Below are 12,550 nucleotides of genomic sequence, written 5' to 3' on the forward strand. Positions count from 1 at the left end.
ATGCAACAGACTATCGACACCACCCTGCTGATCATCGGCGGCGGCCCTGGCGGCTACGTGGCCGCCATCCGCGCCGGGCAACTGGGCATCCCCACCGTGCTGGTGGAAGGCCAGGCGCTGGGCGGCACCTGCCTGAACATCGGCTGCATCCCGTCCAAGGCACTGATCCATGTGGCCGAGCAGTTCCATCAGACATCCCGCTACACCGAGCCGTCCGAACTTGGCATCAGCGTCTCCACGCCACGCCTGGACATCGGCCGCAGCGTGGCCTGGAAGGACGGCATCGTTGACCGACTGACCACTGGCGTCGCTGCACTCCTGAAAAAACACGGGGTCAAGGTCATCCATGGCTGGGCGAAGATCCTCGACGGCAAGCACGTCGACGTCGATGGCCAGCGCATCCAGTGCGAGCACCTGCTGCTGGCCACCGGCTCGAACAGCGTCGAACTGCCCATGCTGCCGCTGGGCGGGCCGATCATCTCTTCGACCGAAGCCCTGGCCCCCCAAACACTGCCCCAGCATCTGGTGGTGGTTGGCGGCGGCTATATCGGCCTGGAGCTGGGCATCGCCTACCGCAAACTGGGCGCGCAGGTGAGCGTGGTGGAGGCGCGTGAGCGCATCTTGCCGACCTACGACAGCGAGCTGACCGCGCCGGTGGCCGAATCGCTGAAGAAGCTGGGCATCGCTGTGCACCTTGGGCACAGCGTCGAAGGTTACGACAGCGGTTGCTTGCTGGCCCGCGATGCTCAAGGTGCACAGCTGCGCCTGGAGGCCGACCGTGTGCTGGTGGCTGTTGGCCGCCGCCCGCGCACGCACGGCTTCAATCTGGAAAGCCTCGAACTGAAGATGAACGGTGCGGCCATCGCCATCGACGAACGCTGCCAGACCAGCATGCGCAACGTCTGGGCCATCGGTGACGTGGCCGGCGAACCGATGCTGGCACACCGCGCAATGGCGCAAGGTGAAATGGTCGCGGAAATCATTGCCGGCAAGGCACGACGGTTCGAGCCCTGCGCAATTGCAGCGGTGTGTTTTACAGACCCGGAAGTCGTTGTGGTCGGCAAGACCCCGGAACAGGCCAGCCAGCAAGGCCTGGACTGCATCGTCGCGCAGTTCCCCTTCGCCGCCAATGGCCGCGCCATGAGCCTGGAGTCGAAAACCGGCTTCGTGCGCGTGGTGGCGCGGCGTGACAATCACGTGATCCTGGGTTGGCAGGCGGTTGGCGTGGCGGTTTCAGAGCTGTCCACAGCGTTTGCCCAGTCATTGGAAATGGGCGCGCGGCTGGAGGATATCGCGGGCACTATCCACGCTCATCCGACCCTGGGCGAAGCGGTGCAGGAAGCGGCATTGCGCGCGCTGGGCCACGCCCTGCACATCTGACACTGAAGCGGCTTCGGCCGATTTGGCCCGCAGCGCCCTCGGCGCTGCGGGCTTTTTTTCATTCGGCGATGCTGCATTGGCCTGCAGACATGCTGATGATCAGTTCAAACGCGGAAGTAGCCCACCGACGAATCGAACGGCAGGCGCTTGAGTTCGATCTTGTTCAGATCCAGCACGTCACGCAGCGCGGCAGTCTCGCCAGGGAAGTTGCGGTAGGCGACTTCGTCCAGCACCACGATCGCGCCTTTAGGCATGTAAGGCAGGAAAGTCTCCAGCGCCACCTTGGTGGACGAATACAGGTCCGTGTCGAGGATCAGCATGGCCACTACCAGATCGGGGCGGGTTTTCACAAAGGCAGGCACGGTTTCCAGAATGTCGCCCTTGACGATCTCGCAGCGCGGGATCCGATTGACCGGGCGAATCAGATCGTTGGCCTCGATCATGTCCTGAATCAGGGTCTCGTCGGTGTCGGAGAACATGCTTTCGTTGATATCGGCTGGATCCTGCTCGGCATCGATGCTGGCAAAGCCGCCGAAGGTATCGAAACCGATGATCGAACGGTTGATCGCATAGGGTTCCAGAATCATCGATAGCTGCATGTACAGCATCAACGAGTTGCCTTTGTATACGCCGCACTCGACGATAGCGCCCGGAATGTCCTGCACCATCTTGAACAGTTCGATGCGCGAAAGCGCAGCGGTCACGGCGATACGGTTGGCAAACACGAACGGCGCATCAGCCACGTATTGGGCATCGACACGGCTCAGCACGCTGGCGCGCTTTTCGTTGTACTCGACCTCGGCAGCAGTCAGACGACGCTTGGTCATGGGTTAACTCCCTGGAATTGCGAAAAGTCGCTGGCATTGAAAAAGTCTTTGAAGCCGGCCTCTGCATCCGAACAACCGTTGTCGACGTTCGGTGCACCGCGCTTATGCAGCAGGTCTTGCAGGTGGATCAGGCGGAAGTCCACGCTGAACCGTACCTTGTCGGTGAAGTTGGCTACGGTGCCGTGTAGATGGGCACCAGAGAAAATCAGCATTTCGCCACTGTTGGCAGCCACACGCAGTTCGCCGCTGGTATCGATGTCTTCCAGCGGCACCGGGTGTACCCGGGTTTCTTCGGTAATGTTCTGCGAAGCCTTGTGCCGTTGCACATGGATCCAGTCATTGAGGCTCCAATCGGCGGAGCTGTTGCGCACCGGCCGCTCGAAATAGGCCGGGTTGATCATCATGGTCTGTTCGGGCTCGATGCTGTACACCGGCATCCAGGTATTCACCTGGCTTTCCACGCTGCCGTACCAGGTATCGCGGTGGGGCTTGTATGCGTAACTCACACCTGCATGCAGGTATTCGTAGTTGGGCACTACACGCACACGAGGCACGTCGAAGATATAGTCCTTGGGGTCGGCCCCAATCTCGCGAATGAAATCGCGGATCAACGCCTTGGCCTGCGGGCCATTGGTAAACTGCCGCTTGAGCGCCGTGACGCGCTCTACGAAAGTCTCCACCGGCATCATTTTGTGCAGCGACTGGTGGTCAGTTTCGCCATCAAAGGCGGCGGTGATGCTGTGCCGGGCCAATGCACACAGCTCATGTGCATTGCCAAGGCCGGTTTCCAGGAAGATATCACCCCTGAACAGCGAGCCCCGGTAGTCCGGCTTGTTCTTCACCTGATTGACATAAAAATTCATACTTGCCCCTTCAGGACCTCATTGAGACCAATGCCCACCACGAACTACGTCGACTGGCAGCGGTGCATGGATTGAAGCGGACGCAAGGCGACGCATCCAGCCGCTGAGGGCGGGAACTCCAACCACGGCGATACAGGTGCATTGCCTGTATCCAGTGCTTCAGTGATCGGCATGCCGGCAGGAAACTTTAAGCGTGCGTGCAGCCGATGCAGGCCATATGTCGGCTATTGGTGGCCTTCGCTGGCATACACGCCGCGTACCTGTTCCACGCTCGGAAAGTGCTCGGTAATCAACCCGCGCTGTATAGTCTTGTGCTGGGTGAACGGATACTCACGCTCGATGAACGTGGGCTCACTGGCATTTTCATAGCGCCCACTCACGGAAATCCGCAAACGTTCATCCCCTTCACGGGAAGACCGATGAATGGTGAAGTTCGACATCAAGCAAACGCCGCCCTTGCCGACACAGACAGGAACGAAGTCATCTTCCTTGAAGTGCTTTTCGTCGACCCTCAACACATGCTGTTCCTGGTCGCCGCTAAGCAGGCCCAGCAAATGGCTGCCGGGCATCACCTCCATGGTGAACAACTGCGGGTCGATGTCCATGAACGGGATCCAGGTGGTGATGGTATCCAGGCTGCCCTGGACTGAAGTCCAGTCCTGGTGCACGTCGAACCCCTGATAACCTCCCGGGATCACCAATTTTTTCGACATCAGATGCAACACAGGGGTGGTCTGGAACAACGGAGTGACGACGCCCAGGTCGGCAGCTGCGTCGCGCAGGCGCTCGGCGGTCATCAGCCGGTAGACGCCGTACAGCTTGGAGCACATGCGCAGCGTCGCCAGATAGAGAGGAACGCTCGCCCCCAGCAGTGCGGCCATGTTCAGGTGCAGGGCTTCAAGGGTAGGGCCACCAGCGACAGGCAGAGCCATGCGGTCCAACTGTTGGGCAAATGCCAGATTGAAGTGGGCAAGGGTTTCATCGAGATGAAGCGGGTCGAAAATGCCGTCGGCAACCAAGTAACCCTGCTCGCGATAAAAGCGGATTTGATTTCGATCAAGAATCTTTCCCATCGGCCCGGTGCCCTTTTTTGTTACGCAAGCGGAGGTGCTATCGTGGCCAGCAGTATACACAGCGTACGCTCAGCTCCGGTTGACCTGACTCATCCTCGAACACCCTGGATACCCTGATGCCAAAAGTTGTCATTTTCGGAGTGCTGGACACCGCCCAACTGGCGCACTACTACCTGAAAAAAGACCCTGCAGTGGACGTGGTCGGCTTTACCGTGCACGAACGCTACCTGCCGGAATCGAGAATGTTCGAAGGGCTGCCGGTGGTGCCTTTCGAAACCCTGCAGGACTATTTCCCAAGCACCGACTACAAGCTGTTTGCCCCCATGACCGGGCGCAAGATGAACCGCCTGCGTGAGTCGGTGTACATTCAGGGCAAGGAAAAGGGCTACGACTTCATTAGCTATGTCAGCCCCAATGCCACGGTGAACGACAACGTCATCGGTGAAAACTGCTTCATTCTCGAAGACAACACGCTGCAACCTTTCACCACCATCGGCAACAATGTGGTGATGTGGAGCGGCAACCACATCGGCCACCATGGCGAGATCCGCGACCATGTGTTCTTTGCTTCCCATGTGGTCCTCTCCGGGCATTGCCTGGTCGAGCCTTACGCCTGGTTCGGCGTCAACGCGACCATCACCAACAATTGCACCATCGGCGCAGGTACCTGCGTCGCCATGGGTGCGCTGATTTCAAAAGACACTCAACCCTGGCAGCTCTACATCGGCGCACCCGCGCGCGCGGTAAAGAGCAGTCAGGAACTGGATTTTTAGGTAGAGCATGGCCTGGAAAAAACTCGGTAGAACCTTCGACCCTGATAAAGACTGGGTCGGCTCCCACGCCCAAGTGCCCACCGCGCTGGTGCTGGACGATGTGATTCGGGTATTCATCTCCACCCGCAATAGCACAGGCAAAAGCCTGTGCTACGCGGTAGACCTGGACAAGCAGGACCCGCGCACCGTCGTGGCCCGCCACCGAGAACCTTGCCTGGGTTTCGGCGCCCCCGGCACCTTCGATGACGAAGGCGTGATGCCCAGCTACGCCCTGAAAAAAGATGGCCGCACCTACCTGTACTACAGCGGGTGGAACCAGCGCCTGACCGTGCCCTACCACAATGCCATGGGCGTCGCGGTTTCTGACGATGACGGGCTGCACTTCGAAAAACTGTTCGAAGGCCCGATCATGGATCGCACTGCAACCGAGCCCTACCTGGCCGTGACGCCCACCGTGCTGTTCGACCAAGGCCTGTGGAAGATGTGGTACGTGTCCGGTACACGCTGGCTGGAGGTGGACGGCAAATACGAGCCGTTGTACGTGATCAAGTACGCCGAATCCAAAGACGGATTCGAGTTCACCCGCTTCGCGCCGCAATGCCTGGAATCGCGCTTTGAGACCGAAGCCTTTTCCCGCCCCTGCGTCATCAAGGAAAACGGGATTTTCAAGATGTGGTACTGCTCCCGCGCATCGCAGGACTACCGCAACGGCGCAGGCTCGTACCGCATCCGCTACGCAGAGTCGCCCGACGGCAGGACCTGGACCCGCCATGACGATGCGGGTATCGCACCGTCAGCCGAAGGCTGGGACTCGCTGATGACCTGCTACCCGTTCATCTTCCAGAGCGGCGAGCGCACCTACATGCTGTACAACGGCAACCGTTTCGGGACCAGCGGCTTCGGCCTGGCCCAGTGGAGTGATGATGAATAACGAACAGCTTCAAAACGAAGTCTACAAACTCGAATCCACCGCATCGGATTTGCAGTACGCCTTTCGTGACAAGTTGCGCGACATGTACCTGAACAGCCCGCTCTCTGACGACGACGTGCTTTTCAATATCGGCCTGTATACCCGCAGCTCAGTATTGGTGAAGTTCATCGTCTTGAGCGACCTGTACAAACGCTTCAAGCATATCCCGGGGATGATCTGCGAGTTTGGCACCTGGTACGGCCACAACCTGGTGCTGCTGGAAAACCTGAGGGCCATGTACGAACCGTTCAACAAACAGCGGCAGATCGTCGGCTTCGACACCTTTGAAGGCTATTGCGCACCGGGTGAAAAAGACTGCAAGGAAAGCGGTGTGTGGGTTGAGAACTCCTACTCCACCAAAGCCAGCTACAAGGATTACCTGAGCGAACTGCTGCAGGTGCACGAAGGCAACAACGTGCTGGGACACAAGCGCGGAGTACATCAACTGGTTGCGGGGGACGTCTGTCAGACCGCGCCCGAATTCTTCAAGAACAACGGCTCGGCCATCGTCGCCTTCGCCTACTTCGACATGGGTCTGTACGAGCCGACACTGGCAGCGCTCAAGGCGATCAAGCCACACCTGGTTTCCGGCAGCATGCTACTGATGGACGAGCTGACATGGGCTCAAGCACCCGGCGAAGCACTGGCCTTCAAAGAAGTCTTCACCCCTTCCGAATACACCCTGGAGAAGTGCGAGCTGTACCCCTCCAAATGCATCGTCACGATCAGGTGAAGCGCCCATGATTTCCAGCGAGGTATTCGACCGGCGCATGGCGGAGCAAGGCTGGGTTATCTTCGAGAGCGCCATCCCGATCGCTATCGTCGAGCAGATGCGTGAAGACATCCACAAGGCCTATGCAATCTGCCGCGACTACCAGATCAAGAACGGCATCGATCAGGACACCAGTTACACCGTGCACCACCTGATCGGCCAGTTTGGCAGTTTTCTCGACTGCCTGAAGGCCTACCCTATCTATGCCTTCATCGAGCGCTATTTCGGTGGGCAGTTCATCCTCAACTCCTATGGCGGGGCCATCAACACCCGCGACAGCCAGTCTTACGCCCAGCGCGTTCACCGGGATATCCGTTCTTTTTCCGGTGATATGCCGTTGCTGCTGAACACACTGGTGATGCTCGACGACTTCACCGCCGCCAATGGCGCGACCTGGATGCTCTCCGGTTCGCACAAGGCCGAAGCCAAGCCGACTGACGACTATTTCATGGCCCACGCCGAACAGGCTATCGCCCCGGCCGGCAGCATCCTGATGTTCAATTCCAATGTCTGGCACGCCGGCGGCAGCAACGTTACCGACCGGGTGCGCCGCTCGGTCACGCCGATGTTTTCCAAGCCGTTCATCAAGCAGCAATTCGACTACCCGCGGGCCCTGGGTTATGACCTGGGGCCAAACCTCGACCCGATGATGCGCCAGGTCATCGGCTATAACGCGCGGGTACCCGCAACGCTGGACGAGTGGTATCAGCCACCGGCCAGGCGCATGTATCACTCCAACCAGGGTTAACCATGTCACGCGACCTGAACACCGAGTACCAGGACACGGAAAACCGCCTGTACGCCTACGATTTCGACTACATCCACCGCGACTACATGCTCAAGGCGCTCAACGGGCAGTTTCGCCCTGGAAATGCGCTGGAAATGGGATGCTATCACGGCGAGTTCACCAAAAAGTTGCTGCAGGTCTTCGATGACGTGACCGTGCTTGAAGGGGCCACCGACCTGATCGAAGTCGCCCGCAAGAACGTTGGCGATGCGCGCGCAACATTCATCCTGGGTCGGTTCGAAGACACTACCCTGGAGCGTCGGTTCGACAACATCTTCCTGATCCATACCCTCGAACATCTCACCGAGCCACAGCCGGTACTCAAGAAGATACGCGAGTGGCTGGCGCCGGGCGGCCGGCTGTTCATCGTCGTGCCCAATGCCAATGCGGCGTCACGGCAGATCGCGGTGGGCATGGGGCTGATCGACTTCAATGCGGCTGTTACCGATGGCGAGCGCAAGCACGGCCACCGTTGCACCTACAGCCTCGACACCCTGGAACACGAGGCGTTGCAGGCCGGCTTCCAGGTGACCCAGCGCGGCGGCATCCTGTTCAAGCCGATGGCCAACTTTCAGTTCGATGCAGCCTTGCGTGCCGGCATCATCGACCAGGCGTTCTTCGAAGGCTGTTACAAGATGGGCATGAAATACCCGGACCTCACTGCGAGTATCTATGTAGTCTGCCAGGCTTGAACCTCAGAGGTAATCGTAGGCCGCCAAGTGCGGCCCGATGCCCTCGGCGCCAACCTCCATCAGGGCATCGATGATCGACAGGTACGGTGTGAAACCCTCGCAGCGTTGGCGATAGGCCAGTACCCGCATACCGATGAAACGCAGATCTATATTGGCGTCGGCGAACCTCTCCGGCTCATAGAGCGAGCGCCCGCCCTGGGCATTGATATAGCAGGTTGCACCTTCATGGCGGCAGATATCCAGAATCCGCGCCTGCGCCGTAAGTTGAGCGTTGCCGTAGACCTGGCTGCTGGTAACGAGCCGCGTCGATTGGCCCATGAAGTTGGCCAACACCTGAATTTGATGACTCAGAAAACCCGCGAGGTTGTTGTCTTCGTGCGCCAGAATATGCTCGATCACTGGAAATACCTGATCGAAACAGGGTGCCTTGCGATAGGCCATTTCCACGCTGCGTAGCATGCGTCGTTGCCACTGAGCAGCAGGTGCAATTTCTATTTCGTTGATCTTGCGGTTTTGCGAGGCCTGCAACAACGGCAGCGTGATCATCCCTGGCGCCCCGTTAATCAGGATGCGATTGCGGTTGATCCACCCCCGCGTGATGAAGTTGACGTCATCGTAGACTACGAAGCAGTCTGCGGCCTTCAATAGTTGCCAGTAGCCAATGTAGGGAAACAGGTACGGCTGCATGATCGCCACCCTGGTCATGCACCGGCCCCGGCGATCAAACCGACAATGAAGTCCACGGTGCCGAAATCCAGGTCAGGATAGATCGGTAGGCAGATCACCTGCTCCACCGCCTGATGCGCTACCGGCAGGTTGTCGGCGCTGGACGATGGATACCCACGGTACATCGGCAGGCCACTGATCAGGGGCTGGAAATAACGCCGCCCATGAATGTCGTGAGCGGCGAGGTGCGAGAACAGCGCATCACGGCCAAGAGCAAACTCAGGCCCTACCAGTATCGGGAAGTACGCATGATTGGCGACTGCCTCGCCCCTGCCCTCGATACAGCGAATACCCGCAATCCCCGCAAGCCCTTCGCGATAACGCTGGTCGATCAGCCGCCGCTTCCCCAGCGCTTCATCCAGGCCCTCCAGTTGCAACAGGCCAAAGGCTGCGTGAATTTCGCTGAGCTTGCCGTTGGTGCCGGTCAGTTCTACGGTGCTTCCGTCGGCAGACAGACCAAAGTTCTTCAACTGGTCGATGCGCCGCTTGGTCGCCTCGTCGCGACAGATGACAGCGCCGCCCTCGAAGGTACTGAACACCTTGGTAGCGTGGAAGCTCAGGGTCACGAGGTCGCCGTGGCGCAGCAGGCTGCCGTTTGTATCCTGAACACCAAAAGCATGTGCCGCGTCATAGATCACCTGCAGGCCATGGCGCTCGGCAATCGCGCGTATCGCCTCCACATCGCAGGGATGGCCATAGCAGTGTACCGGCAGGATGCCTGTGGTCTGGTCGGTGATGGCCGCCTCGATGCGTGCCGGGTCTAGGTTCAGGGTGTGCGGGTCGATATCGACGAACACCGGCGTCAGATTGTTCCATAGCAGCGAATGGGCAGTGGCAACAAAGGAGTACGGCGTGGTGATCACCTCACCGCTGAGCCCGGCCGCCTGCAACGCCGTTATCAGCGCCTGGGTACCGTTGCAGAATAGCGAAATGTGTTCCACGCCCAGGTAAGCGCACAGCGCCGCTTCCAGTCGCTGGTGCATGGCTGCGCCATTGGTCAGCATGCGGCTGTCCCAAATTTCCCGCAGGTATGGCAAGAAAGCCTCCAGCTCGGGCAATGCGGGCTGGGTCACGAAAACGGGGGGCCGACCATTCATGAGCGGTGTTCCTGCGGCTGGCGGCGTTGGCCGGCCTTGTGTTGTTCAGGCGTGGGCATACTGCGCAATGTCAGAGCGCCTTGTCGAATTCATGCCGCGCCCAGAAGTCGCGCATGATTGCCCAGCAGCGTCGGGATTCACCTTGTGCGGCGGCGCCGTAAAGCACCTGGCATTGCTCGCCGTGAATGCGGAAGCTACTCAGTGGCTGGACCAGATAAACGGTGTTGCCGCGCAGTGCGAGGTTGAGAAAAATCGCCACGTCGGAGGCCCAGGCGATGGGTTGTTCGTCTACCGACATGAAGTCCGGAGTGATTTCCAGCATATCGGCGCGGCGAAACATGACCGTGCTCGGCTCGCCAACGAAATTGATCTGCGACTGCATGAGTGCGGTACCCAGCGACAGGCCTTCGATCATCGCATCGTCTGCCACGGGGGCTTGGGTTGCGGCGATATCGGCCAGCGGCTCGCCGTACTGGTCGATGCGCTGGCGCTTAGAGGTTACCAGCGTAACGTCTGGATAGCAGCGGAAGCTGTCGAGCATCCGTTCCACGCATTCGAGTTCCAGCAGGTCGTCGTCGTTGAGAAACTTGATGAATTCGCCGCGCGCCTCTTTCAGGCAAAGGACATGGTTAAGACGGCCAATGTCCTTTCCAGCATCTGGGTTGCGCACATAACGCACGCGCGGGTCGTCCTGGCTCAGGTCGGCGCAGATCCTTTCGATCTCATCAGTCGGGCAGTCGTCGCACACCAGGATTTCCAGGTTGCGGTAGGTCTGGTTCAGCGCGCTGCCCAAGGCGTCGTAGAGGTGTTCGGTCTTGTAGGTCGGCATGACAATGCTGACCAGCGGCTGGGCATCGGCCGCCAATTGGCGCTGCGGCTTGCAAAACTCAAGCACCAACTGGCCCGGCACCGTAGCGTCCAGCCCACTCAGGTGCGGATCGCTGCTGTTGCCTTCTGCGGTGATAGCTACCGGTTCCAGGCCGACCATCTTGCAGATTCGCGTCAGCTCCTCGGCGTCGAAGGTCCAGGCATGCTGGCGCAGGGCCTTGTTCAGCCATTCGGCGCGACCGATGCCTGGCGCCTCAGGGCGTGTGCGGTTATTCAGATAATCGTCGACCAACGCTTCCAGGTCGGCGCAGACGAGACGGATAACCCCGCCGGGCTGCAGGACTCGACGGCATTCGTGCAGCAAGCGAATACCTTGGTTACGCCCGAGTCGCTCCAGAAGATGAGCACTGTAGATTCCTGGCACCGTGCCTTGTTCCCACGGCAAAGCCTGGCCCGGCGTCCATTGCAGATCGGCCCCTGTGGGCTCCACATCAATATTGATAAAGCCTTGGCGAGGATGATCGGCGCAACCTAGGTTCAAATAGATGGGGAGCATGGTATTCGCTTCGAAGGGGTCAACAAGGGCGTAGTGCAGCAACCCCGTTATCGGCCGCGCGCTTCAAATCATGACCGTTGGTTTCGGGACATTATGCAACAGGCGTAGACCCAAATCGAGAAACCCCATCAGCGTCGCGCAATAGGCACACTACGGCGATGCGATAGGACATTTCTTCAATTGACGTCAGCACACCGTATAATTCTGCCCCCGAAATCCGATGATGCTTTCTCATGAAGAAACTGCTGTACGTCGTTACCCTCGCCCTCTCTGTCATCCCTGCCGCCTTCGCCAATCCCCCCGCAACGTTTACCGAAGCCAAGGTTGTCGCCAAGCAGAAAATCTTCCTCGACCAGGCAAACAGCCCAATGGGCGAACTGTACTGTGGCTGTAAATGGACCTGGGTCGGCAAATCCGGTGGCCGGGTCGACGCCAAATCCTGCGGCTACGAAACCCGCAAAGTACAGACCCGCGCCGAACGTACCGAATGGGAGCACATCGTGCCGGCCTGGACTTTTGGCCACCAGCGCAAATGCTGGCAGAACGGCGGTCGCGAGCATTGCGTCAATGAAGACCCTACCTTCCGCGCCATGGAAGCCGACCTGTTCAACCTCTATCCGTCCGTGGGTGAAGTGAACGGTGACCGCAGCAATTTCAACTACGGCATGGTTTCAGGCGTTGCGCCCCAGTACGGGCAGTGCACCACCAAGGTCGACTTCCAGCAGAAAACCGCCGAGCCGCGTGACGAAGTCAAAGGGCTGGTTGCGCGCACCACGTTCTACATGTTCGACCGGTACAAGTTGAGCATGTCGAGACAACAGCAGCAGGTGCTTATGGCCTGGGATAAACAGCACCCGGTTTCTGCGTGGGAAAAGCAGCGCAATCAGCGAATCGCCGCGATCATGGGGCATTCGAACCCATTCGTCACCGGCGAACGGAAATGGACGCTGGGCTACAAGCCTGCCGGGGCTATGGACGTGGTAGCTTCGGCAACCCCGAAAACGGCTGCGAGAGATATCGGCAAGCCGACCCTGGCGAGTGCGTCGACTGACGGTGCGATCATTGGCAACCGCAACAGTCACGTGTACCACTTGGCCAGCGGTTGCCCCGGTTACAGCCAGGTCGCTCAGAAAAATCAGGTGGCATTTGGCAGTGAAGCAGAAGCGCAGAGTGCAGGTTACCGCAAGGCGGGTAACTGCAAGTAAG

At 59.2% G+C, this 12,550-nt stretch carries 13 protein-coding genes; 7 read left to right on the forward strand and 6 right to left on the reverse strand.

Annotated features, from left to right (window positions below; all coding sequences use genetic code 11):
* Nucleotides 1–1,380 (forward strand): dihydrolipoyl dehydrogenase, encoded by a 1,380-nt coding sequence (gene lpdA, locus ACMGF5_RS01540; protein ID WP_046785385.1) that lies wholly within the window; start codon nt 1–3, stop codon nt 1,378–1,380.
* Nucleotides 1,381–1,484: 104 nt separating this feature from the next.
* Here the strand turns inward: lpdA and ACMGF5_RS01545 are convergent, their stop codons facing one another.
* From ACMGF5_RS01545 to ACMGF5_RS01555, 3 genes are all read right to left on the reverse strand, one after another.
* The gene (locus ACMGF5_RS01545; protein ID WP_012315576.1) at nt 1,485–2,207 is read right to left on the reverse strand and encodes a TylF/MycF/NovP-related O-methyltransferase; all 723 of its coding nucleotides are present in this window, start codon (nt 2,205–2,207) and stop codon (nt 1,485–1,487) included.
* Nucleotides 2,204–3,070: a hypothetical protein gene (locus ACMGF5_RS01550; protein WP_414157525.1), complete on the reverse strand. Its 867-nt coding sequence runs from the start codon at nt 3,068–3,070 to the stop codon at nt 2,204–2,206. The genes ACMGF5_RS01545 and ACMGF5_RS01550 overlap by 4 nt, the downstream gene beginning before the upstream one ends.
* 224 nt (nt 3,071–3,294) lie before the next feature.
* Nucleotides 3,295–4,143, reverse strand: a complete 849-nt coding sequence (locus tag ACMGF5_RS01555; protein ID WP_119687568.1) for a phytanoyl-CoA dioxygenase family protein — start codon at nt 4,141–4,143, stop codon at nt 3,295–3,297.
* Between the two features lie 116 nt (nt 4,144–4,259).
* Between ACMGF5_RS01555 and ACMGF5_RS01560 the strand changes: the two genes are divergently transcribed.
* Genes ACMGF5_RS01560 through ACMGF5_RS01580 form a run of 5 tightly spaced genes read left to right on the forward strand, consistent with a single transcriptional unit; the run spans nt 4,260 to nt 8,137 of the window.
* Nucleotides 4,260–4,916: an acetyltransferase gene (locus ACMGF5_RS01560; RefSeq protein WP_119687569.1), complete on the forward strand. Its 657-nt coding sequence runs from the start codon at nt 4,260–4,262 to the stop codon at nt 4,914–4,916.
* 7 nt (nt 4,917–4,923) lie between these two features.
* Nucleotides 4,924–5,847, forward strand: coding sequence for a hypothetical protein (locus tag ACMGF5_RS01565; protein ID WP_251961729.1), 924 nt, complete (start codon nt 4,924–4,926; stop codon nt 5,845–5,847).
* Complete coding sequence (locus ACMGF5_RS01570) at nt 5,840–6,619, forward strand: class I SAM-dependent methyltransferase (protein ID WP_119687571.1); 780 nt, start codon at nt 5,840–5,842, stop codon at nt 6,617–6,619. Before ACMGF5_RS01565 ends, ACMGF5_RS01570 begins: the two co-directional genes overlap by 8 nt.
* A 7-nt stretch (nt 6,620–6,626) precedes the next feature.
* Nucleotides 6,627–7,406: a phytanoyl-CoA dioxygenase family protein gene (locus ACMGF5_RS01575; protein WP_125924507.1), complete on the forward strand. Its 780-nt coding sequence runs from the start codon at nt 6,627–6,629 to the stop codon at nt 7,404–7,406.
* A 2-nt stretch (nt 7,407–7,408) separates the two neighbouring features.
* Nucleotides 7,409–8,137 carry a class I SAM-dependent methyltransferase gene (locus tag ACMGF5_RS01580; protein WP_119687573.1) on the forward strand — a complete coding sequence of 243 codons (729 nt, stop codon included), beginning with the start codon at nt 7,409–7,411 and terminating at the stop codon, nt 8,135–8,137.
* Between the two features lie 3 nt (nt 8,138–8,140).
* Here ACMGF5_RS01580 and ACMGF5_RS01585 read toward each other — a convergent pair whose 3' ends face one another.
* The 3 genes from ACMGF5_RS01585 to ACMGF5_RS01595 all read right to left on the reverse strand — a co-directional run bounded on the left by ACMGF5_RS01585 (nt 8,141) and on the right by ACMGF5_RS01595 (nt 11,152).
* Nucleotides 8,141–8,824, reverse strand: coding sequence for a WbqC family protein (locus tag ACMGF5_RS01585; protein WP_231386169.1), 684 nt, complete (start codon nt 8,822–8,824; stop codon nt 8,141–8,143).
* Nucleotides 8,825–8,838: 14 nt separating this feature from the next.
* Nucleotides 8,839–9,960: a DegT/DnrJ/EryC1/StrS family aminotransferase gene (locus tag ACMGF5_RS01590; RefSeq protein ID WP_119687575.1), complete on the reverse strand. Its 1,122-nt coding sequence runs from the start codon at nt 9,958–9,960 to the stop codon at nt 8,839–8,841.
* 70 nt (nt 9,961–10,030) lie between these two features.
* Complete coding sequence (locus ACMGF5_RS01595) at nt 10,031–11,152, reverse strand: glycosyltransferase (protein ID WP_251961730.1); 1,122 nt, start codon at nt 11,150–11,152, stop codon at nt 10,031–10,033.
* A gap of 425 nt (nt 11,153–11,577) precedes the next feature.
* Between ACMGF5_RS01595 and ACMGF5_RS01600 the strand changes: the two genes are divergently transcribed.
* On the forward strand, nt 11,578–12,549 hold the full coding sequence (locus ACMGF5_RS01600) for an endonuclease (protein WP_174142108.1): 972 nt from the start codon (nt 11,578–11,580) through the stop codon (nt 12,547–12,549).
* The last annotated feature ends 1 nt before the right edge of the window (nt 12,550 follow it).

Origin of the sequence: Pseudomonas sp. BNK-15 (assembly GCF_047456105.1) — a bacterium.
Classification (GTDB): Bacteria; Pseudomonadota; Gammaproteobacteria; order Pseudomonadales; family Pseudomonadaceae; genus Aquipseudomonas; species Aquipseudomonas putida_E.